The organism is Lysinibacillus sp. FSL L8-0126 (assembly GCF_038630385.1).
Taxonomy (GTDB): Bacteria; Bacillota; Bacilli; order Bacillales_A; family Planococcaceae; genus Lysinibacillus; species Lysinibacillus fusiformis_D.
This window is the reverse complement of the sequence record NZ_CP152028.1, coordinates 3,108,328-3,132,397: the sequence shown is the minus strand read 5'-3', so window position 1 is coordinate 3,132,397 and position 24,070 is coordinate 3,108,328. Positions and strand designations below refer to the sequence as shown.

Below are 24,070 nucleotides of genomic sequence, written 5' to 3'. Positions count from 1 at the left end.
GGTGTATTCAATGAAAAAATTTATTATAGGAACGATGATTACTGTCTTTTCTTTAATCGTTACCATTAGTATTCAGCAAGGATTACTCTTTGCCAAGCCACTTCCCTATGATGATGAGCAAAATGGGTTAGACACACAAATAACGATTCATTTGAGTCATGTAGTTGCTGAGAATACGCCTAAAGGACAAGCGGCCAATAAATTTGCTGAGCTAGTAGAAGAAAAAACAAATGGGAAAGTTAAAGTACATGTCTACTCAAATTCTTCTTTATTCAATGATGAAAATGAGTTCCAGGCTTTACAAAAGGGAGACGTAGAAATGATTATTCCTACTTTTTCGAAGATGACCACTTATGTTCCTAATTGGCAGGTATTGGATTTACCTTATTTATTTAAGACAGATGATGAAGTCAAGGAGGTTCTGACGGGTTCTATAGGTGAACAATTAGTCAACGAACTAGAGCCGTTTCATATTAAGGGACTTGGCTTTTGGTACAATGGCTTTAAGCATTTAACCTCTTCTGATCATCCTATCCATACATTTAAGGATTTACAGGGCTTACGTGTGCGAACGATGCCTAGTAAAACATTGGAAAAGCAATTTGAAGTGGTCAAAGCAACGCCTATGCCCATTTCCTTTAGCGAGGTTTTTACAGATTTAGAGAAGCATGCGATTGACGCGCAGGAAAATACAGCATCGAATATTTACTCAAAAGGTTTTTACAAAGTACAGAAACATATGACCATCACCCAGCATGGTATTTTGGGCTATGCTGTGTTAATGAACGAAACCTTTTGGAATTCCTTGCCTGTAAAAATTCAACACCAATTGTTGGATGCCATGAAAGAAACAACAGATTGGCAATTTGAACAGGCTGCACTGATGAATGAAAAAGATATGCAGAAGCTTAAACAGCAAGATGACTTTGATGTTTATACAATGAGTCCACTAGAAAGACAGCGCTTTAAAGAGCAGCTTGCGCCTGTCTACGATTTTTATAAAGCCCATATTCAAAATGATCGCATCTTAACAGAGATTGAAAAAATCGTTGCGCCTTAATACTTTTGTTCATTAATGAAAGATCCTTACTAACCGTAAGGATTTTTTCTTTTGTATTATAATAGATTAGATAATCTCAAATCTACTATAAAACAGCCTGAAACCCCTGTTATTACTAGCTTTATCTCTCCCCTCCCTAAAAAATGAACAAAATGAACAATACAAACATTACGGTCATAAACACTATTGTCGGAAAATTTCAGCTATGATAACCACATGAAAGCGTTCACACAATATTCATAGATGTTGTAGGGGGAGAACTATTATGCGGATAAATTTTAAAAACTTAACAGTACAAGTGTTGATTGCCATTGTACTAGGGATCATTGTCGGGGCAACATTCCCTGAGTTCGGGGCAAAGCTAAAAATATTAGCGGACATCTTTATTAAACTAATTAAAATGTTAATAGCACCGATTATTTTCTTAACAGTCGTCATCGGTATTGGTAGTATGGGGGATGTCAAAAAGGTTGGGAAAATTGGTGGGAAGGCTTTAATTTATTTTGAAATTGTCTCAACATTTGCACTTGCGATTGGCTTAATTGTTGTCAATATTGTTCAACCAGGAAAAGGCTTTAATACAGAAGCTGCCAGCGGTGCTGATGTTTCACAATATACAGATGCGGCGGCTGCAGAACATGGCTTAGGTGCTTTTATCATGCAAATTATCCCTGAAAATGTGGTAGGTGCATTAGCGAATGGTGAATTATTACCTGTCTTATTCTCAGCTGTTTTATTTGGACTAGCTGCAGCAGCGATTGGAGAACCAGCAAAACCTGTTATTAAATTTTTTGAACAAGTAGCAGATATTTTCTTTAAAATTGTTAACATGGTAATGAAAATTTCTCCTATTGGTGCGTTCGGTGCCATGAGTTATACAATCGGAAACTTCGGACTTAAATCACTTGGAAATTTAGGATTTTTAATGTTATCCGTCTATACTACAATGTTTATTTTTATTGTTGTGATTATCGGATTAATTACACGCTACTTCGGCTTTAGTATTTTTAAATTTATTAAATACATTAAAGATGAAATTTTTATCGTTATTGGGACATCTTCATCTGAATCTGCACTACCTTCCATGATGCGTAAACTTGAAAACTATGGTTGTTCTAAGCAAGTAGTAGGGCTCGTTATCCCAACTGGTTACTCGTTTAATTTAGATGGCACTTCCATTTATTTATCAATGGCTGCTATCTTTATTGCACAGGCATATGGGGTGGATTTAGATGTTTGGCATCAAATTACGTTACTAGCCATCTTAATGCTTACCTCTAAAGGAGCAGCTGGTGTAACAGGCTCTGGCTTTATTACACTTGCCGCAACATTGGCAGCCTTTCCTATGATTCCAGTAGAAGGAATTGCCCTATTAATTGGCGTAGATCGCTTTATGTCAGAGGCACGTGCAGTGACAAATCTAATTGGAAACGGCGTGGCAACAGTGGTCGTGTCAAAAATGGAAAAAGAATTTGATACGGAGCAAGAAAAACGTGCTCTTGCAGGACATACTTCAATGCCATAACAACAAAAAGGCTACTGAAAGCGAAATATTCGCCATTTCAGCAGCCTCTTTGTTTGGAAATAAAGTGATTATGTTACATTGCTCGGCTTGTTCTTTAGTAAGTAAATTTTCTTGAAACCTCCTCGACTGCTTACTCGTATAGATAATGACTGGAGGTTTCTTTATGGCAACATTTACACTTACCTACCCAAAAGCTTTTAAAAGCTTTACGGATATCCCAATCGTGAATGAACACAACGAAACAATATGTATGCTTCAAAAAGTAGATCGTTCCTCTACTGGTAAAATACTGAATGCCGTCCTGCTAGTAGCGGCTCAGCAAACATTACCGTATCGTTATGAAACGCGAACTACGTCAGGAGCACCACTTTTTCAAGTACAATCTACCCTATTAGCAAAAGGGGTCAGCCATCAAATTAGGATGCCTGATGGTAGCTCGATACCGATTCAGCGAAAAACAGTCCAATTATTAGAATCCTCTTATGCATTCAAAATGGACGATTTACATTTTCGATTTGAAAAGGATTTTACCTCTACAGCTTATTTATATTGCAATGATGAAAAGATTGCCAGTGCAAATCCTATTGAAAACGAACTAGTACGAACAGGCATACTATTTAAGCTTTTCCAAACAGACGATATGCACTTCGTTGCACTCCTAGCAACCCTTTATCAAGCACTCTTTGCATTCACTACATAGCCATGACAAAGGCATCGAGCGTTATTTCTCGATGCCTTTGTCATGACTTAAGATAGCTAATTTAGTTTTTCCCGCTGTGTATTTAATATGTTAATGACATAGGACTGATTTGGTGATGCATTTGTTTGTAAAATCTTCTTAATGGCTTGTTCCATCCTCATAGCTAACTGTAAATCTTCATGAGTGGCACTCTTTATCGTTGTTTGAATCGTAATGGTTGTTCGATTTTCAATGACTAAATATTCGTATACATCAAAAGTCTCTAAGCCTTTGATTAAATCTTCCATCAACAGGTTAATATCAGCCCCCAGCATTTTGTTGTCATCAAGCAATGAAGTAAACTCCCATCTTTCAAAAACAATCGGATAGTCCTTTAATGCGGAGGTTTTAATCACATTTTTTGCAATGGATTCCATATCTTTTTTGACGGACTGGAAATAGTCTTCTTCGCCTACAACCTGGATCACCAATTCCTTTTCTGCAGTCGTTTTGACATCAATGCCAACATACTTTTCAAGAAGCTTATCCTTCAATCTAGATAGGCTCAACTCTTCATTCGTAATAAGCGGTTGTCCCTCTTTTGTTGTTTCTGATTTATTATCTATTTTTATTTTATCAAACAGGGTCAATAGAGATATGATGACGACTAACAATCCTATAACAAGCCCAAACCGTTTGACCATTGAATCCCTCCTGTTACGAAGGTATGACCCCATTCAAAACAATATTCACTGTTTTCATGGTCCTGTTCTATCAAATTTATCTCATCGAATAGCTTGTCATTGGATTGCTTATTTTTACCCACATATTCCGGGACACGAAATAAATTTGCTTGTTTTTGTCCATTCTGTGTTACGCTTTTCAAAAAGGAGTACACTAAAGGGGTAGTAATTCTATCATTTTGGAGGGTTTTATATGGGGACAAAAGCAGCGGAAATTAAAAATATGCTAACATTGAATCTACTTATACAAATTTTAGAGGAACGTGGCATTATGACTGATAAAGAATTAAAGGAACGCCTCACAAATACAGTAAAACTATCTTCTATGGAGAATGATTTAAAAGAAAAAGTCATTGAAGAAATCAAACATTAATGGTAGCTGTCTCAACCAAAGGGCCACTTTCATGTTGATCGTATTACTGAAAGTGGCCGTTCTATTAATTTGAAACTCATAGGAAAAATCTCTACTCCTGTTACGATTTCCATTGTAAAGTTGCATTTTATTTTAATATGGAACTACCTTCAAAAATGATCCTCCAGTATCCTTTGATTAATCCCTAATCCGATAGATTATTTCCTGTAAATTGATCAGGGGCCACTTGTTTCTTTACTTTCATTGCGATTAAATAAACAACGATCGAAACAAATAAAGATAGTACTGCAGGTAAACCCATTGGATTTACATATTGGAAATAGTACCCAATCATAACAGCTGCAACGACAGCAATGGTAGCCATCCAATTCCATCCTTTTATTTCAACCCATTGTCTTTTACGGATTAAAAAGAAGTCAGCAAACATAACACCTGCTATTGCTGGATAAAGCAAAGCTGTTAAATACAGAAAGTCTGTGAAGTAATCTAGAATGCCCATTAACGCAATGATTATGGCAATTATGGTACCAATAAATGTGAGTAACGCACGCCCCTTACCTGATGTCACATTTAAAACATTAGCTAACGCTAATCCCATACTGTAATTGTTAACCAATTGAGATGTCCAAGTAGCTAACCATAAGATGAGGAAACCCCAAACTGGAAAACCTAAATTCATCATAACATTCACGATATCAGGATCTCCCACACCCACAGACATGATGGCTCCTACAATAAATAGAGGGAATCCAATTAAAACTATCCCACTTGGAATAATAAAATTGTCTTTCCAAGTCGGCTTTGCGTAACGAGTGTAGTCAGAAGCAATTACCCATTGTGACACATTGACACCAATTACAAGGCTAATAGCTGCCATTATGGTCATCGATGGTTCAGGACTCCAAGATGCAATTGTCTGCCAGCCCGTATTTTTTAATGCTAAATAAATACCACCAACAATTAACAATAAACCCGATGGGACAGCTAAATAATCTGTCCACTTCATTGAACCATAGCCAATAATTGAAGGTGCAGCAAAAAGAAGACCTGCCACTGTCGTGACTATTGCCCAAGCTAACCAGTCATGTTTATAGTCGATCCCAAACATAGCAGCAATGGCATTTCCAGCAACAGCCGTTTGTAATGCCCACCAGCCAAGTGAAACAATAAATATTGTCAATCCAACTATTAACTTAGCTTGAACCGTTCCAAAGCTTGTTTTGGCAATAACTGAAGAAGGTAGCCCTGTTTTTGCACCGATATATCCTTGTAATGCATTACCAAGCCATTGAAAAACAAATAAAGCAATGATCAATATTAAAAAAATCTTACCTAATCCGAAACTAGCCGATAAACTTGCTCCTACCATTAAAACGGGAATGGTAAATTCAAGCCCACCAAATATCATTGTTGGTGTAATCCAATGTTGACGATCTTTCTCTGGTATTGGCGTTAATGCAGGATCTTTCCCAAGCATAGATGTTTTTTCTGTGTTGACTTCATTTTTCATTTTACTTAACCCCCTTACTGTATGTGTTTATTCGTAGCTTGTTTTCTATTAAATCTCTTTATCTTATATCCAATAGCGCATAGACAAGTTCAACCACTTCATCACTATCATTTTTACACCAATGAGGTTCTCCAGCAGGAATATAGGAAGCTTCTCCTTGTGAAATTCGGTAATTTTCTCCACCGGATTCTCCAGTTAAAGTACCTTTTACAATAAAGGAGTACTCATTTTCTAAATGAGAAGTTGTCCCTTCTAATGGTAACCGCTCCCCTGGTTTTATTTGGACAAAGCCAAACTTTATTTGGCTATCGTTGTATTTGTCTTGAAATAGGTTCTGTTGAACAATATCTTTCTGTGATACTTCTTTAATAATCATAGCTATTCTCCCTTTACTACTCGATTTCTTTCTGGCATTTCTTTAAAGCTGTAGTCTGACTCATCTACAAGAACATGAAAAATAGCTTCTGCTTCTTTTCTTGAAAAATAGCCATTTTTCACATCATGTGCTACCTGTTCCGCTGGACGTTTAAGTGGATTGCCATAGCCTCCACCCGTGCCAGTCATTAATTGAACCACATCATTTTTATCTAGTTTATATCTTGGATAGACCCCGAATGGTCCATCTACCTGGCCATTCGCTTTTTTTACATAAAATTCATTCGGCGAACCTTCATGTCCATTGTCAATCCCCCATGGTAAAAACTTATTCCTACCAAAGGTCACTGTTACTGCTTGATTGTCCGTCATGGCTCTATAGGATCTGATTACTCCTTTGCCACCAATGTATTCTCCAGCCCCTGCTCCATTTCTATCTTCTCTTAAACAATATTCATCAATTAACACACCATAGCGAGTTTCCGCTACCTCAATTGGCACATTATATGTCTCACCATCCGAAAAACAGAATTGACCAGAGGCTCCATCAGCATCGTTTCCACCACCCCATCCACCTACTGATGGCTCAACAATTAAAAATGGCTCTCCTGTATCATGATGTGTACCACTTAACGTTACAGCACAAACGGATAAAAACTGACCAGCAGTTAATCGACTCGGTATATGTGGTGCCAAGGCTTTCCATACTAAATCTAAGCTGCCAAGCAAGGTTTCAAAATAATTGGACACAGGTACTGGTCTTTCCGCAGACATAATTGATTGAGGATCAACAATTATTTTTAGTGGTCTAAACACACCATCATTTACATCCTGCGCTGGATTTGTAATAGCTAAGAAGATTGCACGTACAGCTGATGCTAAACCTGTATAGGAACAATTCATTGGTCCAGGTACTTGAGGAGAACTTCCCCTAAAATCACAAATAAATTCATCATCTGATATTGTCACTTTCACTTTTATTGGAAATGGTCCGTTACCAATCCCATCTGTATCAATAAAATCTTCTGCGTAAAATTCTCCTTTAGGTAATCTAGCAAGCTCCTGCTTGGCCATCGCTTCGCCATGATCTAAATGATATTCAATTGCTGCCAATATGGTAGCTAATGTGTATTTATCACACAATTCCCTTACTCGTTTTTCTCCTGTTCGAAGAGCTGCAACTTGTGCAAACATATCTCCTAAAGATAGATCTGGGAATCGCACATTTGAACGTATTATTTCAACAAGTGCTTCATTCAATTTACCTTCGTCATAAAGTTTGATACATGAAAACTGTAGTCCCTCTTGAAATATGTCAACAGAATCGTTAGTAAATGAACCCGGATCCTTCCCTCCAACTTCAGTCCAATGAGCTTTATTAGCTGAAAAGGCAATTAATTGACCTTTATAAAAAATTGGCATTACGAGTCCAACATCTGAAAGGTGTGAACCGCCGCCTTGATAAGGATCATTAATTATAATGATATCTCCTTCTTTTAATTTATCTCCTGGATATTTTTTTAACGTTTCTTTTACCATAAAAGTGAGCATGCCGATAAAACCTGTCACACCATTACCCTGAGTTAATAAATTACCTTCTGAATCTGTTAAGCCACTCGCATAATCTAATACTTCATAAATAATGGGACTCATTGAAGTTCGTGCTAAAGCTACAAACATTTCATCTCCAGCAGATAGCAGTGCATCCTTCACAATTTCTAAAGTAAATGGATCAATTTGCGGATTGATTGCAGTCATTACGCTTCCTCCTTTTCAATAACAATATTTCCATAAGCATCTATATAGAGTGATTGCTTATGATAGATTACGGTAGCTGCAGCTCTTTCTTCCACAATAGCAGGACCACTTATCTTCATTTCAATAGGTAATAGCTCACGATCATATATATTTGTTCTCACCCAGCCATCATTTTCAAAATAAACATTGCGTTGTTCTATTAATGCGTCTTGTAAGCTAGTATGGCGCTCAATCGTTTTTAATTTAGGTTTACCAACCTTCCCAAAGGCCGTCACATGAATATTAACGATTTCTGTCTCTGCTTCTGGTAGTTTAAATGTAAAATTCTTTTCATGTAATAAATTAAAATCTGCAATCGCTTTATCTAACACTCGTTGATTCCATTCACCGCCCTCTACAGGTACCTTCACAGTATGCTCCTGGCCTAGATAACGCATATCTGCATAGCGTTGGAAAAATACATTATCTTTGTCCATACCTTCTTCTTGGAAATGTTGGAATGCCTGACGTTCAATATTTGCCCATATTGAGTTCATTTTTGTTAAATCAAGATTATTCATTCGTTTAATGTATGTTTGAATATAATCATGACGTAAATCTGTCATGAGCATCCCCCATGCGGAAAACACCGGTGATGCAATTGGAATAATAACCTTTTTAACACCCAATTCCAATGCTAAAGCAGGTGCATGCATCGAACCTCCCCCACCAAATGCAATCAAGGTAAAGTCTTGAGGGTTATGACCTTTACGAATAGAAATCAACTTTAGAGCATTTAACATATTGGAATTGGCGATACGAATAATTCCAAGTGCCGCTTCTTCAGCAGACATATGAAAATGTTTCCCAATTTTTTCTTCAATTGCATTTTTCACATTGTTCAAATTCACCTCGTAATCAAAGTTCTTCGGTGATAATCTACCAGTTAATAAATTTGCATCCGTTGTGGTCGGCTCTGTTCCACCTTGACCATACGCAACTGGGCCTGGTCGAGCACCCGCTGACTGCGGCCCTACTTTTAATGAACCTGCACCATCAATCCATGCAATGGAACCACCACCGTTACCAATCTCAACAATATCAACAACTGGTGTTTTAATTGGATAACCTGCGCGTCGAGTATCTTTTTCGATATAGTAATCTGTAGAAACTTTTACTTCGCCATTTTCAATCAATGAACATTTTGCTGTTGTTCCACCAATGTCGAAAGCAATAATATTTTTTTCTCCTAGTAATTCACCGAGTACCGCTGCACCTAAAATACCAGCAACTGGGCCTGATTCTACCATATTAATTGGTAAACGCTTCGCATTATCAAATTTAGTGGTACCACCATTTGACTGCATAATATAACTTTGCTCTATATCAATAGTATCTTGTAATTTTTGCTCAAGTCGATCAATATAAGTTGTTGCAGTTGGTTGTACATAAGCATTTAAAACCGCTGTATTAGTGCGTTCATATTCACGCCACTCTTGTGTAATTTCACTGGAAGCGGTTACCTGAACTTCTGGCCACAATTCCTTTATTTTTTCTACAGCTGCTTTTTCATGCTCGTTATTAACATAGGAGTGTAAAAAAGAGATTGCAATGGCCTCAACCTGTTCCTTCTTGAAATATTCAACTATTTCTTCTAGTTCATTCATTTCCAGAGCTGCTAATACTTGTCCCTTATAATTAAGTCTTTCAGTTACTTCTCTGCGTAAATATCGTTCTACAAATGGCTGTGGTTTTTGATACTTAACATTAAATAAATCAGGTCGATTTCCACGAGCAATTTCCAACACATCCCTAAACCCCTTAGTTGTAATTAGACCCGTCTTTGCTCCTTTACGCTCAGTTAAAGCATTGATAATAACCGTTGTGCCATGGATAAACATTTCTAAATGCTGTTGATCCACTCCACTTTTCTTAATAACATCAATGACTCCTTGTTCAAAATTTGGAGGAGTTGTATTACTTTTTTCATAGCCGAAGTTTCCATGTTCATCAACATACACTAAATCTGTAAATGTACCCCCAATATCTGTTGCGACTCTCATTCCATCCACCCAACCTTCCTTTTTTTAGAAAATCACTGGCGTTAACACACTTAAAACAATACTTTCTTCATTCAAAGGATTTTCCCATGAATGTGGAACTTCAGAAGGATAATGAATTGTTTCACCTTCTCTAAGAAAATATTCTTGCCCATCAACCTTAAATAGGACAGCACCCTTTAATACGTAATAAAACTCTTCCCCTGGATGACTCGATTCTTGATTTTTGTCCATTTGACCCGGGGCCAGCTTCACAAGCAATGGTTCAAGATTTCTTCCACTAAAATGTCCATTAAGTCGCGTATATTCTATCGAAGATGCTTCTAATTTAAATGGTTTGCGATCAGTTTCTTTTACGACATACGTATTATTTGAATCGGACTCAAAAAAGTAGGTGATCGGAACTCCAAATGCATCAGCTATTTTTTTTAGAGATGTAATAGCCAGTGAAGATGACCCCCTTTCTATTTGTGAAAGAAAACTAATCGATAAGTTTGTTTTTTCACTTAAATTCTTTAATGTCATGCCTTGATCAATCCTTGTTTTTTTTATGGTTTGATGAATATCTTCCAAATTGCCACCTCTTTTTTTGATTACACTGTATTTTTTGAAGTATAACTATAATTTTTTTAATAGTATCATATTATTTTCAGAATTGAAAGAATATTTTTAATTTTAGTATTTTCACAAAAATAAAAAACTCCATTCACCGTACTAGTGAATGGAGAAGAGTTATTTTATTAACACATTTAAGCAAAAAAACAATATGCACATAGAACGTGCATATTGCCATGAAATTATGATCGAATTGTTTTTAAAGCGGTTGCCCACGGTACGAGCTGATCTAACATTTGATGAACAGAATCTGCTTGCACCTCTTTTGGTTTAAAGACAGAGCCATTTTCAAAATCAGTAAATAAAGATAGTGCTGGATGCACACGGACATCGGCAACTAGTAATTCTCCAAGAATACCTCGTAAATGCTCAGCTGCACGAGCACCTCCAACAGAACCATAAGAAACGATTCCAGCAGCTTTATTATTCCATTCCACTCGTAAATAATCTAATGCATTTTTTAATGCACCTGTAATGGAGTGATTGTACTCAGCAACAATAAAGACAAAGCCGTCGCATGCTCCGACTTTTTCTGACCAGGCCGCTACTCCTGAAGCATCTCCGCCCGGCTCCCCTAAAAGCGGTAATTTAAAATCAGCGATATCAATTATTTCATATTCCGCATCACGACGTTTTTCTGCCACTTCCTTTACCCATGTGCCAACCTGTGGGCTTACACGACCCTCTCGCGTACTTCCTAAAATAATGCCGATTTTTAACATATGACGCCTCCTCTTTTTCATCCGTTCTTGTGACTCCATCATCGTTCATTGTACGCGATCGCCACTCGTAACCATTTTGGTCAGGAACATACCCCTTTATTCATCACTAATTTGTCAGCCTAGAATAATCAGAATTAAATTAACATAATTTTTTATTTTCTGTCAATTATTTAAACTAGAGGGGCGATTATTTCATTTTAATAGGTTGCTCCAATGCCTCCAATTCCTCCTCAATAGAGGCATATTGTCTTTCCACTACATATTTGGCATCGGATAGAGCGGCATTATAAATATGAGGAGCAATATGTTCCTTGATAAAATCGAATACACGCTCTGCTTCAAATTCACTAATATCTTCATCACGCTGATTATAGAAAAACCGTTGAATATCAGCCAGTATCATTTCTTGCTGATCTTTTGATAATCGAATAAACAAGTCAAATCTCCCCATTCCTATTCTTTGATTTCTCCTCCATCTTATCACTACCTATAGATTCTTTGCCTATTAAAAAGGCTGAATACTAGTTCCACTAGCATTCAGCCCATAGTGTTGACAAACAAAACCATCCATAGAATTTATGTGAAAGGTGAAAAAGGATTTCCGTTGCAGGCTACTTGCTTTCCTGTGGGCGAGCGCCGAGCCGCTCCGTTTAGAGGCTCGCCTGTCTCGCTATCCCACAGGAGCCAAGTAGCCTTCCACTCCACTCCATAAATTTAGCAAAGGTTCAAGTGAAGGTATTCACTCCTCTTTTATGGAGGGGTGTTGTCACACATCACTTCTCCACATTGAAAATAAGAAGCTATCTTTTGCAGAATGGTTGATTGGAGTGGAGCCAGCGTCACTCCTAGGGGATTTAGTGAACTGACCCCAAAAATTTGAACTTTTAAGAAACTCTTCGAAACTCAACTGGACTTTTTCCGTTGAGTTTTATTTTTATCCGTTCATGATTGTAGTAGTGGATATAGCCTACTAACGCTTTTTTGAATGCTTCGTAGTTCTTAAACGTTGTTGCGTATAGAAATTCTGATTTCATAATGCCAAAAAAGCTTTCTATCACGGCATTATCTAAACAATTTCCTTTCCGTGACATACTTTGCTTGATTTCATGTGTTGCCAATAACGCTTTAAAACGTGGTATTTGATATAACCATCCTTGATCAGAATGGACGATTAAGCCACTCTTTTTCGATAACTTTGTATACGTAAATGCCTTCTTAAAAGACTGTTGAACTAACTCAAAATTAGGTGATTTTGATACCTCATACCCAACGATTTCTCGATTGAATAAATCTAATACAGCGGATATATAGATTTTTTGACCGTTTATTTTAAACTCCGTTACATCGGTTACCCATTTCTGATTGGGTGCAGTGGCTTCAAAATCACGTTGGATGACATTCTCTGCGACATAGCCGACTGTCCCTTTATACGAACGGTATTTTTTAGGGCGTACCGTCCCTTTTAAGCCCAATTCTTGCATCAATCGTTGGACCGTTTTATGGTTGATGAAAAACCCTTCATTTCGGAGGGCTAAACAAATACGACGATAGCCATAACGCCCCTTATGGTAATGAAAAAGCGTCTGAATTCGTTCTTTGATCGCCTGATATTTATCTGGTTTTACCCATTTTTGGAGATGATAATAATACGTACTTTTCTTAAGTTTCGCGACTTTTAATAGAGCTTGAAGAGGAAAATCCAACCTTAGCTCATAGACAGCTCTTACTTTTTCTTGGATTTGAAGGCATCCTTTTCTTGAACTAAGGCTTTCAACTTTTTTAAATAGGCATTTTCCATCCGTAAATACTCAATTTCCGCTTTTAACTCATCCGTTGTTTTTCCATTTAAATCGGACGAAGGTGGTTGTTTTTTTGGCATTGATTGGCGCTCCTTTTCTACTTGATAGAGCACCTCACCAGCCGTTGACATCGATTGTTTTTTCCATCTCCGAATGGTTTCACGGGAAGGAATATTAAACTTCGCAGCAGTCTGAAGGAGCGAATCGCCCGTCTCTATCAGGTGTTGAATTACTTTTATTTTAAAAGAATCTTCGTAATTCGTGAACCCTTGAGGACGAATAATTCCTTCGATGCCATGATAGCGATATAATTCAATCCATAATCGAATGTACTGTCGATCCCTCTGTAATCGATTGGCAATCTGATACGTACTTTCTTTTTCTTCAAAGTAAGCTAGAACTGCGGCTAATTTTTGTTCATCAGAAATCACTAACTGCACCCCCTATAGTAGATTTTTAAGTCCAATATTTTGGGTGCAGCTCATAGCGTCACAGAGGAGACCCTGGAGCGAACGCAGTGAGTGAAGCGGCTCATCGGACGCCCCCTGGAAAGGACGCTGGCGGAATGGAAATCAACCCCTCGCCTTTCAAAATTGCTTATTCTGCCGTTGACATTACCTTTTTTCAACAACATAGGCTGAATACTAGTTCCACTAGCATTCAGCCACCATCTTATTGTTTACATTCAAATGAATAGCTAGTGGATAAAAAGTTTTTTTCCTTTGATACAATCGCTTGTCCACCATCATTTTCACATTGCTGTGTCATCGCATCTATTTTCTTGTCATTGATCGTATTTGTCATCACCGTCATACCAATGCCAAAAACAGCAATGAATAAACCAATTATAATCCATAACTTACCCGTCTTATTGCCTTCAGGTCTATCATTCGCCACATTTGTTCCCCTCGCTTATACAAATAAAAATGGTTCTGTATTGATGGTTGATTGTACAAATTCAACATGGTATTTTTTATCCTCACATAGTTCAGCCATTTTTTTGGCTACCCCTGCAATCATCACCTTTTCTACATGATGACCCGGATCTACAATTTGCAAATCAATGGCTTGTGCGTCCTGTGCTGTATGGAAGTACATATCACCCGTTAAGAAAACATCTGCTCCAGCGCGTTTTGCCGCATAAATATATTTATTGCCGTCTCCACCAACAAGCGCCACTCTGTTAATCTTCGATTGTAAATCACCAACCACACGAACTGCTGGAACTTCTAACTGCTGCTTTACAAATTCTGCAAATTGTTGTAGCGTCATTTCTTGTGGCAAGTATCCTACTCGCCCCAACCCCATAACATTAGTTTGCTGCTCAAGACGTATCACATCATAAGCGGGTTCCTCATAAGGATGACTAGTAAGCATCGCCTTTAACACGCGGTTTTTGATGGATTCAGGAAATACGACCTCGACCTTTACCTCTTCCTCGACATGTAATTCATCAATAGTGCCAACGAATGGATTTGCTCCTGCTAATGCACGGAATCGTCCTTCTCCAGTCGTCGTATAACTGCATGCTTCATAGTCACCAATACGACCTGCCCCAGCCTTTGCAAGAGCCTCACGTAATACTTCTGCATTGGCAGTTGGTATAAAGACAGCTAGCTTGAACAGATTTTCGGCATACGTTTCTTCTAATATAGAACGATTTTTTAGCTGTAGGGCATCTGCTAGTAGATCATTGACCCCACCTTCAGCTACATCTAGATTTGTATGGGCCGCATAAACAGCGATATCGTGTTTAATCAGCTTTTCATATAGGCGTCCCGCTGGTTGATCTGTGCGGATATTCGACAGACGTCTAAAGATTGGTGGATGGTGCGCGATAATCAGATCACAGCCCTTTTCTATTGCCTCGTTTGCAACAGCATCATTAACATCTAACGTCACCAATACTCTATGGACAGGTTTATTGAGTGTCCCTATAGCTAACCCAATTGGATCATTGTCCATGCAAGCAAGTTTCTTGGGCGACCATGCTTCGAACACTTGAATGATTTCTTGACCATTCACGGTTTTCATCTTACAAAACTCCTTCCACTAAATGTATCAGAGCCATTAACTCTGCACGCTTTTCTTCAATTTCAGGTGTTTGTTCTGCCTCTTCAATGGATTGTAGCACTCGTTGCCAGTTGTCTTTTTCGCGTAACCATTTTTTCATAAATGCTGGTGATTTGCGTTGGCTTAATTTAGGACCAAATAAAATCTCTGCTGTAGATAGCTTCATTTGTCCTCTTTGCAATACAAGGATTTCATAGATTTTATCATCTTCCTCTAAGATCTCTTCATCCAGAATCGCCCACTGATGTGCTAACGCCCACTCACGAATGACCTTAGCATGAATATTGGGCTGTAAAATAAGACGTGTGACACCTTGAAGCTTTTCAGGATACTTATCTAGGATGGAAACAATCAAAGGTCCACCCATCCCAGCAATTGTGACTGTGTCCACATGGTCAGTCATTTCAATCGCTGCTAATCCATCTGCAAGACGTACGGTAATCTTCTCCGTTAAGCCTTCCTTTTGTACTTGTCCTACAGCTGATTCATAGGGTCCTTTTACAACCTCTCCTGCGATGGCACGAGAAGCAGTTCCCTGATGAATCAAATAGCATGGTAGATAGGCATGGTCACTACCGATATCTGCCATAATAGCTCCTGTGGGAACAAATTTTGCTACTGTTTCTAATCGTTTTGAAAGTTTTTGTGCGTTCATTTTATACCGCCTATCTTCAATAGAGTCCATTAATAGTATGGATGATGTCGTGAAAAAAAACAAATGGAGTTGCCCCACATTTTTTGTGGACAACCCCATTTTTATTATGTAGCTGAAGATAAAAGTAGCTGTACTATGTCAGTACAGCTACTTGTCAGTCATACTATTCTAAAGTAGAAATGTATTCAGCGATTGCTTTTGCTTCCTCTTCAGTTTTCATGTTCGGTTGCATTGGAGTACCTTCGATACCCTTTGTTAAAACTTCAACGATATGGGCTTCATCTAAGCCATGTAGGTTTGGACCCATACTACCACTTAAATCATTACCGTGACAACCGATACAAGATTGTACTAGTGCTGCACCATCATCGTTTGCATCTGTAGTTTCAGTAGTTTCGCCACCGCCCTCATGTTCAGCAGCAATTTCTTTCTTGTTATCTGCACCTTGTAAAGACATGAAGAAAATAAGACCAATACCAAATGCCAGAATTAAGATGTAAGGAACGACTGGATTGTTTTTCATAAGTTTCCCCTCCTCATTTTAAGTCTACTTCTATTATAATATAGAATCAGTCAACATCTAATATTGTACTTCATTAACAAAGAAACGAAAAGCCCTATTCGCTAAGTTTTCCTTTGTTTGTAACAAATTCGACATTTCTGTATCTATTGGATAAAATATGTCTTGCCAACCCCAAAATTTGGTCATATTTATCCTTTTCCATACCATTGTTTTCATTACGATTCTGTTGTTATCATACCCTTTGCACACGTACATATACCAAAAAATTAAAAAATCTGTATGTCTTGTATCAACATACAGATTCTCATGTAATAATAATTTCAATATAATATTTGCTGTATCAAGATAGATTTATGATATAATATCCAATCAGTGCTACTAACCCTAAAACACCTGAGACTGTGAAATATAGCAGTTTCATTTTAATACCCGACCAAAGCCAAATTATACAATTCGCTGCAATCAAACAAAACAAAACCGTATTATTTCCACTAAAATATGTAGTGCAAATACGAATAGACATACTAAATAGCAGAATGGCTGCCAGTACATGAAAAATAGGCGCCAGTAGATGTTTTTTTTGTGCCATTTGCCATGCAGCAATAAATAAGATGCATGCCCCTAGTCCCACAACCACAGTTAATATCAAAGTCAAAGATTGCATTGTAAAATAGAGTGTCAAAACAGCCATGATGGCGATACATAGACCCACTACTAATAGGACCATTTTTCTTTTTTCTGATGGCAAAATCGCTTGTTTAGGATGTTGCACTGGCTCTAACTCCTCTATATCAGCCCCTTCTGTATAAAGAGCTGCTAAAAAGTCACAATAGTGCTCTGGTAAAAGTTTATTTTGCTTCCAAAATAAAATTTCATTAAGGATTATTTTCTTTCGAGGATTTGTCATAATGATAGCTCCAAACATTGCTTAATAATGGTTGTATTACAATTTTATCTCACAATTTTGGAAAACACATCTGTATAAAGTCGCAAATCTTTCATTTCCTTCATTCTAATTATCTATTATTGTCGAAAATAAGAAAGTCGAGTAGCGGGGCTTATTACCTTTTCAGTATATAAAAAAGGAGCTATCCCAACTAGGTATATTCACACTAGTCGGATAGCTCCATCTATTTAAATTTATTCTAAGAAATCTTTTAAACGTTTACTGCGAGAAGGATGACGTAATTTTCTTAATGCTTTCGCCTCGATTTGACGAATACGCTCACGAGTTACGCCAAAGACTTTTCCTACCTCTTCTAATGTACGTGTGCGACCATCATCTAATCCAAAACGTAAACGAAGTACGTTTTCTTCACGGTCTGTTAACGTATCTAGTACATCTTCTAATTGCTCTTTTAACAGTTCATAGGCTGCATGGTCAGATGGAGATTGTGCTTCAGAATCCTCAATAAAGTCTCCTAAATGTGAATCATCTTCTTCTCCAATTGGTGTTTCAAGAGATACTGGTTCTTGTGCAATTTTTAAAATTTCACGAACTTTTTCAGGTGTTAAATCCATTTCCTCTCCAATTTCTTCTGGAGAAGGCTCACGACCCAAATCTTGTAAAAGTTGACGTTGTACACGTATTAATTTATTAATGGTTTCGACCATATGAACAGGAATACGAATCGTACGAGCTTGGTCAGCAATCGCGCGTGTAATTGCCTGACGAATCCACCATGTAGCGTAAGTAGAGAATTTAAATCCTTTACGGTAATCGAATTTTTCAACAGCCTTAATCAGACCCATATTCCCTTCTTGGATTAAATCAAGGAATAGCATACCACGACCAACATAACGTTTTGCAATCGATACAACTAAACGTAAGTTCGCCTCTGCTAAACGTTTACGTGCTTCCTCGTCTCCTTGCTCAATACGCTCTGCAAGTGCAATTTCCTGCTCAGCAGATAGTAAATCTACTCGGCCAATTTCTTTTAAATACATACGTACAGGGTCATTTATTTTAACACCTGGTGGTACACTCAAATCGTTTAAGTCGAAAGTTTCTTCATTTGCTTCTTCTTTCATTAGACTTTCTTCTTCAAATTCTTCTTTTCCAATGATTTGAATGTCTTTATGCTTTTCAAGATCCTCAGCAAAATGGAAAATTTCTTCATTTTCCAATTCATAAGGTGTTAGTTTCTCTGAAATTTCTTTCATCGAAATTTCACCTTCTGTTTTCGCTTTTTCTTGTAGGATTTTTTTTGCATCATCTAATGTAATTTCTACTTCTATCTCTTTTGAACGTTCTGACTTGTCCGCCATAAACCTTCCTCCTTCTAAACAACCGAATCGGGTTAAATCGCCGATAACGATTTTCTTAAATGAATAATCTGTTGGGCGATTTCAAGTGCACGTGCATACTCATGCATCTTCTCCGCTTCCTTTGACTCATGCATCTTTTGATAAATTTCTTGCTCAATTCTATATTTTTGAAGCTGACGGATGGAGTCCATTACCTCTGCCTCTGCTTGATCAGGATCTCGCTCAACTAAAGCTGCTTCCATGACAATTTTTCGTAATTCAGCGTCATCCAAAATTTCCACAAAGCGTTGATAATCAGGATGACCATATTCCTCATAAAACCCTACTAAGCGAACAAAAACAGCCATATAAGCATCTCGTACAAATGGCTCCTTTTGCTCACTACGTAATACCCTGTCCACTACATCTATATTATGAAGCATATGAGCCAGTAATAAACGTTCGGCACGTTCGGCTGCGTCCATAGGCTTTTGCTGCTGCGTGACTGGCATTGAAGGCATCTGTGTAGGCATTTCTGATTTTGCAGAACGTACCTGATTAGCCTCCAACTTTCGGAATTGAGCATAAATGGCTTCTTCCGATATATTGGTTTCATTTGATAACTGTCGTATATACAAATCTCGTTCAACTGGTGAGGATCTCCCTACTAGTTGTTCAAGGACTTCTTGAATATACTGAAGCGTATCATTTTCAAATTGAAAGTTCTTATTGCGTCTAGCATGCATCATCATAAAAGCAATATACGCATGAGGATTTTCCAAAATTTGTTCCTTAAATGCTTGTCCACCTAAAGAGTGAATGTATTCATCAGGATCTAATTTTTCTGGCAATACAGCAATATCGACTTTCATGCGCTCCGTATGCAGTAATTGCGCCGCTCGTTTCGCTGCATCAAATCCAGCATTATCACCATCATAGCAAATCGTAATTTGCTCTACTAAGCGTTTTAGCTTTGTGATATGCTGATTTGTTAGCGAAGTTCCCATTGTCGCAACCACATTCATGACACCTACAGAGTTGGCCGCTAAAACATCCATAAAACCTTCCATCAATACTACTTGACGATTTTTTCTGATAGAAGTTCGTGCTTTATCTAGGTTATAAAGCACTTCACTTTTTTGAAATATTGGTGATTCTGGACTATTTAAATATTTCGCTTCTTCACCAGTTGATGTAAGTATTCGACCTGAGAAGGCAATAATTTTACCATTCTCATCTCGAATCGGAAACATAATACGTCCTCTAAAGCGATCAAAGTAGCGTTCTTCTCCCTCTCGCTTAATGATGAGGCCACTTTCCGCAATTTCTTGTAAGTTATAACCTTTTCTTTCAAGCAATATTGTTAATGCTTCAAAGCTTGGGAGAGACCAACCAATGTTATTAGATTCTATAAGTTCCCTTGTAAATCCTCTTTCTAGCAAATAATTTAAAGGTTCTTCGCCATCCTCTGTATTCAACAGTAGATGATGAAAAAAATCTGCTGCAAAAGCGTGTGCTTCTTTCATCCTTTCTTCTGCTTTAGATATCTTTTTTGTTCCCTCTGGAAAGCTTGGCTCAACATCTAAGTGTATGCCAGCACGTTCCCCAAGTTTCACAACGGCATCAGGAAAAGAAATGCCTTCTATATCCATTACAAAAGTAATAGCATTCCCCCCTGCACCACAACCAAAGCAATGAAAGATTTGCTTGTCTGTTGATACAGAAAAAGACGGTGTTTGCTCTCCATGAAATGGACAGAGGCCAAACCAATTTCGCCCACGCTTGGTCAGCTGCATGTATTCACTAATCACATCAACGATATCCGATTGTGTACGAATCTGTTCAATTACTTCTTCTGGAATCTTCCCTGCCAAATCCATCACCATCTTTAATATTTGCGTTCTAGAAACACAATTCGCTATTCGTTTTAAAATTCCTTTATTTCTCGACAAAAAATTAGGATTTTTCTCTTATAAATATTTTTACCACAATTTTATTATTATAAAACAAAAATTAGTTTTTATCTATACTATTTTCAAAATACACTCAAAAAAACCGCCTCTACTAACCGAGGTGGTTTAAATTTCCATCTTATTTACGAGTAAAAATATGTTCAATGATCGTATTTGCAGTCTCTTCGACAGCTTTATTAGTCACATCAATAACTTGACAACCTATTTTACCGACAATTTTTTCAAAATGTTGTATCTCATCTAAAATCCGTTCATGTTGTGCATAGATAGCATCATCATTTAATCCGAGTGACATTAATCTTTCTCTTCTGATAAAGTTTAACTTTTCAGGTGAAATGATTAAGCCAAAGCATTTTTTCGGATCTATTTGTAAAAGCTCTTCCGGTGGCTCTACCTCTGGTACTAAAGGAACATTTGCCACCTTATATTTTTTATGGGCTAAATACTGTGAAAGTGGTGTTTTGGATGTTCTTGATACGCCTACGAGTACGATATCAGCCTGTAATAACCCACGTGGATCTCTGCCATCATCATATTTTACCGCAAATTCAATGGCTTCAATTTTTTTAAAATAATCATCATCCAACATATGAACAATCCCTGGCGTTTCTAATGGGTTTTCTTCCATAAAGGTTGCCATAGTTTGTAAGGCTGGTCCTAAAATATCTACTGCCTGAATTTTTTCTTGCTCACATAAATCATGTAATAATTTACGCATTTCTTGACGAACTAATGTATAGACGATAAATGCTCGTTGTTGGGCTGCAAGGAAAACAATTTTACGGATTAGCTCCTCGGACTGAATGTGAGGAAACCGACGAATCACAGTATTTTCTAAACCCGGTCGGAACTGGCTAATAACCGCTTTGGCAACTTGATCACCAGTTTCGCCGACAGAATCAGATACAACAAATACGCGTAGTTTTTTCATGCAGCTCTCCTTCTAATTTAGACGTTTTGTGCAAGAGATAAGAAAGCTCGTGTAATCGTTGTTTTTGTAAGACGACCTACTATGGTTAAACCACCCTCCTGTGGTTCAACTACTGGTAGCGAATCAACTTCTCGTTCAATAAGCTTGTTCGCTGCAACAACTAATGAATCTGATCTTTCACAGTACGAAATATTTGGCATACGTGTCATAATAATATGTACTGGAATTTTATTTAAATCCTGCGTACCAATACTTGTACGTAGTAAATCTTTGCGAGATAGTACGCCTGTCAAAAACTCATTCTTATCTACGACAAAGAGTGTACCAACATCTTCTGAAAACATAAAGCAAATTGCATCATAAACCGTCATTGTTTCCGGGACCACGACAGGACCTGAATGAAAGTCTTTCACTTTTAAATTGTGAATACTATCCAATAAATTAATGGATGTTTTTTTACCTGAATAAAAATAACCAACTCTTGGTCTCGCATCTAAAAATCCTGCCATCGTTAGAATCGCTAAATCTGGTCTTAAAGTTGCTCGTGTCAGATTGAGACGTTCCGCAATATGTTCCCCGGTAATAGGGCCATTTTCTTTCACAATCTGTAAAATGTCTTCCTGACGTTTATTGAGTTCGATTGGACTCACCGCCTCAAATCTAATAGTGTTATACTTATGCTCAATTATTATATACTATTTTAATAATTATTGCGAATTAAAGAACTGCATGCTACAATATTGACACATACGCTTGCTCTATCTGTATTTTCGAGCAAAATTGCGTTATACAGGCGATGATGGGAAAAAAGTATCTGTTCCATTCAATAGCGAGTAGAAGATGGTGAAAGTCTACACAGCAACAGAGAAAAGGCACTCCTTGAGCTAACTTTTTGAAAAGAGGTTTTAAACATTCGTTTAAAACAATCAGGGTGGAACCGCGGGTCTTAGCACTCGTCCCTGGGCATACATTGTGCCCGGAGACGGGTGCTATTTTCATTTAGTATCTACTACTAGATGAAATAACTTTAGCGTTTTACCGCTAAAAGAACAATATGAAAAACTTAGAAGGAGGCTATTTTTATGGCTAACAAATCAATGGAAACCATCGTATCATTAGCAAAACATCGAGGCTTTGTCTTCCCTGGTTCTGAAATCTATGGTGGTTTAGCAAACACTTGGGATTACGGTCCACTAGGTGTCGAATTAAAAAACAATATAAAAAAAGCATGGTGGCAAAAATTCGTTCAAGAATCAGAACACAATGTAGGTATTGATGCTGCGATCTTAATGAACCCAAAAGCATGGGTTGCTTCTGGTCATGTTGGTAACTTCAACGACCCAATGATCGACTGTAAATCATGTAAGGCTCGTCATCGCGCAGATAAAATTATCGAGGATGCTGCATTAGCAAAAGGCGATGAAATCATTGTGGATGGTATGACATTCGATCAAATGAAAGAAACAATGATTAAATATGACGTAGTATGTCCGGATTGCGGAAAAGCGGATTTTACAGATATTCGTCAATTCAACCTAATGTTTAAAACGTTCCAAGGTGTGACGGAATCTTCTACAAACGAAATTTATTTACGTCCCGAAACGGCACAAGGTATTTTCGTGAACTTCAAAAACGTTCAACGTTCTATGCGTAAACGTACACCATTTGGTATCGCACAAATCGGTAAATCTTTCCGTAACGAAATTACACCTGGTAACTTCACATTCCGTACACGTGAATTCGAGCAAATGGAGCTAGAATTCTTCTGCAAACCTGGCGAAGATCTCCAATGGCACGCCTATTGGAAAGAATTCTGTAAAAATTGGTTACTAAACTTAGGCATGAAAGAAGAATCTATGCGTCTTCGTGACCATGAAGATGATGAGCTATCTCACTACTCAAATGCTACAACAGATATCGAATTCAAATTCCCATTCGGTTGGGGAGAGCTTTGGGGCGTAGCTGATCGTACAGATTATGACTTAAAACAACATATGGAACACTCAGGTGAAGATTTCACTTATATCGATCCTGTAGCAAACGAACGTTATGTTCCTTATTGTATTGAGCCATCTTTAGGGGCTGACCGTGTCACATTAGCATTCCTATGTGATGCCTATGATGAAGAAGAGCTAGAAGGTGACGATAAACGTACAGTTTTACGTTTCCACCCTGCACTAGCACCATTTAAAGCTGCTGTTCTACCGCTTTCTAAAAAATTATCTGATGAAGCGGCAGATGTTTGGGCAGAGCTCCGCAAAGCGTTCCCTGTTGATTTTGATGAATCACAATCAATCGGTAAACGTTACCGCCGTCAGGATGAAATTGGTACACCATTCTGTATCACATACGATTTTGACTCAAAAGAGGATGGCCAAGTAACAGTACGTCATCGCGATTCTATGACGCAAGTTCGTATGCCAATTGCAGAAGTAAAAGCATATATCGAAAAACATCTTCAATTCTAATC

At 37.7% G+C, this 24,070-nt stretch carries 24 protein-coding genes; 5 read left to right on the top strand and 19 right to left on the bottom strand.

All coding sequences use genetic code 11. The annotated features are described in order from the left end of the window. The first annotated feature begins 10 nt into the window (after window positions 1-10). The 3 genes from MHI34_RS15290 to MHI34_RS15280 all read left to right on the top strand — a co-directional run bounded on the left by MHI34_RS15290 (window position 11) and on the right by MHI34_RS15280 (window position 3,285). Window positions 11-1,060, top strand: a complete 1,050-nt coding sequence (locus MHI34_RS15290; protein ID WP_342503602.1) for a TRAP transporter substrate-binding protein — start codon at window positions 11-13, stop codon at window positions 1,058-1,060. Between the two features lie 265 nt (window positions 1,061-1,325). Beyond that, window positions 1,326-2,585 carry a dicarboxylate/amino acid:cation symporter gene (locus MHI34_RS15285; RefSeq protein ID WP_342503601.1) on the top strand — a complete coding sequence of 420 codons (1,260 nt, stop codon included), beginning with the start codon at window positions 1,326-1,328 and terminating at the stop codon, window positions 2,583-2,585. 163 nt (window positions 2,586-2,748) lie between these two features. Next, on the top strand, window positions 2,749-3,285 hold the full coding sequence (locus MHI34_RS15280) for a hypothetical protein (RefSeq protein WP_036120461.1): 537 nt from the start codon (window positions 2,749-2,751) through the stop codon (window positions 3,283-3,285). A 56-nt stretch (window positions 3,286-3,341) separates the two neighbouring features. Here MHI34_RS15280 and MHI34_RS15275 read toward each other — a convergent pair whose 3' ends face one another. Then, window positions 3,342-3,968, bottom strand: coding sequence for a hypothetical protein (locus MHI34_RS15275; protein ID WP_340809236.1), 627 nt, complete (start codon window positions 3,966-3,968; stop codon window positions 3,342-3,344). A 232-nt stretch (window positions 3,969-4,200) separates the two neighbouring features. Here MHI34_RS15275 and MHI34_RS15270 point away from each other — a divergent pair, with 232 nt between their 5' ends. After that, a complete protein-coding gene (locus MHI34_RS15270; RefSeq protein WP_036120467.1) occupies window positions 4,201-4,380 on the top strand; it encodes a hypothetical protein in 180 nt (59 codons plus the stop codon). 184 nt (window positions 4,381-4,564) lie between these two features. Here MHI34_RS15270 and MHI34_RS15265 read toward each other — a convergent pair whose 3' ends face one another. The 18 genes from MHI34_RS15265 to MHI34_RS15180 form a co-directional block, all read right to left on the bottom strand. Further along, the gene (locus tag MHI34_RS15265) at window positions 4,565-5,890 is read right to left on the bottom strand and encodes a cytosine permease (protein WP_342503600.1); all 1,326 of its coding nucleotides are present in this window, start codon (window positions 5,888-5,890) and stop codon (window positions 4,565-4,567) included. A 58-nt stretch (window positions 5,891-5,948) separates the two neighbouring features. Next, complete coding sequence (locus MHI34_RS15260) at window positions 5,949-6,266, bottom strand: cupin domain-containing protein (protein ID WP_036125397.1); 318 nt, start codon at window positions 6,264-6,266, stop codon at window positions 5,949-5,951. Window positions 6,267-6,268: 2 nt separating this feature from the next. After that, entirely contained in the window at window positions 6,269-8,023 is a 1,755-nt protein-coding gene (locus tag MHI34_RS15255; RefSeq protein WP_036125401.1) for a hydantoinase B/oxoprolinase family protein, read from the bottom strand. Beyond that, window positions 8,023-10,065 (bottom strand): hydantoinase/oxoprolinase family protein, encoded by a 2,043-nt coding sequence (locus MHI34_RS15250; protein ID WP_036125405.1) that lies wholly within the window; start codon window positions 10,063-10,065, stop codon window positions 8,023-8,025. The genes MHI34_RS15255 and MHI34_RS15250 overlap by 1 nt, the downstream gene beginning before the upstream one ends. A 24-nt stretch (window positions 10,066-10,089) precedes the next feature. Beyond that, the gene (locus tag MHI34_RS15245; RefSeq protein WP_036125407.1) at window positions 10,090-10,635 is read right to left on the bottom strand and encodes an XRE family transcriptional regulator; all 546 of its coding nucleotides are present in this window, start codon (window positions 10,633-10,635) and stop codon (window positions 10,090-10,092) included. Window positions 10,636-10,859: 224 nt separating this feature from the next. Then, window positions 10,860-11,399: an NADPH-dependent FMN reductase gene (locus MHI34_RS15240; protein ID WP_036125410.1), complete on the bottom strand. Its 540-nt coding sequence runs from the start codon at window positions 11,397-11,399 to the stop codon at window positions 10,860-10,862. Between the two features lie 187 nt (window positions 11,400-11,586). Next, window positions 11,587-11,835, bottom strand: coding sequence for a DUF2164 domain-containing protein (locus MHI34_RS15235; RefSeq protein ID WP_036125412.1), 249 nt, complete (start codon window positions 11,833-11,835; stop codon window positions 11,587-11,589). A gap of 448 nt (window positions 11,836-12,283) precedes the next feature. Further along, complete coding sequence (locus tag MHI34_RS15230) at window positions 12,284-13,138, bottom strand: IS3 family transposase (protein ID WP_342504450.1); 855 nt, start codon at window positions 13,136-13,138, stop codon at window positions 12,284-12,286. After that, window positions 13,123-13,629: a helix-turn-helix domain-containing protein gene (locus MHI34_RS15225; RefSeq protein WP_342503599.1), complete on the bottom strand. Its 507-nt coding sequence runs from the start codon at window positions 13,627-13,629 to the stop codon at window positions 13,123-13,125. Before MHI34_RS15225 ends, MHI34_RS15230 begins: the two co-directional genes overlap by 16 nt. Window positions 13,630-13,870: 241 nt before the next feature. Continuing rightward, window positions 13,871-14,095, bottom strand: a complete 225-nt coding sequence (locus MHI34_RS15220; protein ID WP_342503598.1) for a hypothetical protein — start codon at window positions 14,093-14,095, stop codon at window positions 13,871-13,873. Window positions 14,096-14,110: 15 nt separating this feature from the next. Next, on the bottom strand, window positions 14,111-15,232 hold the full coding sequence (locus MHI34_RS15215; protein WP_342503597.1) for a Nif3-like dinuclear metal center hexameric protein: 1,122 nt from the start codon (window positions 15,230-15,232) through the stop codon (window positions 14,111-14,113). A gap of 1 nt (window position 15,233) precedes the next feature. Next, complete coding sequence (locus MHI34_RS15210; RefSeq protein WP_058844762.1) at window positions 15,234-15,926, bottom strand: tRNA (adenine(22)-N(1))-methyltransferase TrmK; 693 nt, start codon at window positions 15,924-15,926, stop codon at window positions 15,234-15,236. 163 nt (window positions 15,927-16,089) lie between these two features. Beyond that, window positions 16,090-16,449 carry a cytochrome c550 gene (gene cccA / locus MHI34_RS15205; protein ID WP_036120495.1) on the bottom strand — a complete coding sequence of 120 codons (360 nt, stop codon included), beginning with the start codon at window positions 16,447-16,449 and terminating at the stop codon, window positions 16,090-16,092. 340 nt (window positions 16,450-16,789) lie between these two features. After that, window positions 16,790-17,356 (bottom strand): hypothetical protein, encoded by a 567-nt coding sequence (locus tag MHI34_RS15200; RefSeq protein WP_036120498.1) that lies wholly within the window; start codon window positions 17,354-17,356, stop codon window positions 16,790-16,792. Window positions 17,357-17,589: 233 nt separating this feature from the next. Beyond that, window positions 17,590-18,717 carry an RNA polymerase sigma factor RpoD gene (rpoD, locus tag MHI34_RS15195; RefSeq protein WP_342503596.1) on the bottom strand — a complete coding sequence of 376 codons (1,128 nt, stop codon included), beginning with the start codon at window positions 18,715-18,717 and terminating at the stop codon, window positions 17,590-17,592. A gap of 32 nt (window positions 18,718-18,749) precedes the next feature. Next, entirely contained in the window at window positions 18,750-20,582 is a 1,833-nt protein-coding gene (dnaG, locus tag MHI34_RS15190) for a DNA primase (RefSeq protein WP_080717049.1), read from the bottom strand. A gap of 205 nt (window positions 20,583-20,787) precedes the next feature. Continuing rightward, window positions 20,788-21,600 carry a pyruvate, water dikinase regulatory protein gene (locus MHI34_RS15185; RefSeq protein WP_036120506.1) on the bottom strand — a complete coding sequence of 271 codons (813 nt, stop codon included), beginning with the start codon at window positions 21,598-21,600 and terminating at the stop codon, window positions 20,788-20,790. A gap of 17 nt (window positions 21,601-21,617) precedes the next feature. Beyond that, window positions 21,618-22,250 carry a helix-turn-helix transcriptional regulator gene (locus MHI34_RS15180; RefSeq protein WP_036120509.1) on the bottom strand — a complete coding sequence of 211 codons (633 nt, stop codon included), beginning with the start codon at window positions 22,248-22,250 and terminating at the stop codon, window positions 21,618-21,620. Window positions 22,251-22,682: 432 nt separating this feature from the next. Between MHI34_RS15180 and MHI34_RS15175 the strand changes: the two genes are divergently transcribed. Next, entirely contained in the window at window positions 22,683-24,068 is a 1,386-nt protein-coding gene (locus tag MHI34_RS15175) for a glycine--tRNA ligase (protein WP_342503595.1), read from the top strand. Window positions 24,069-24,070 lie beyond the last annotated feature (2 nt).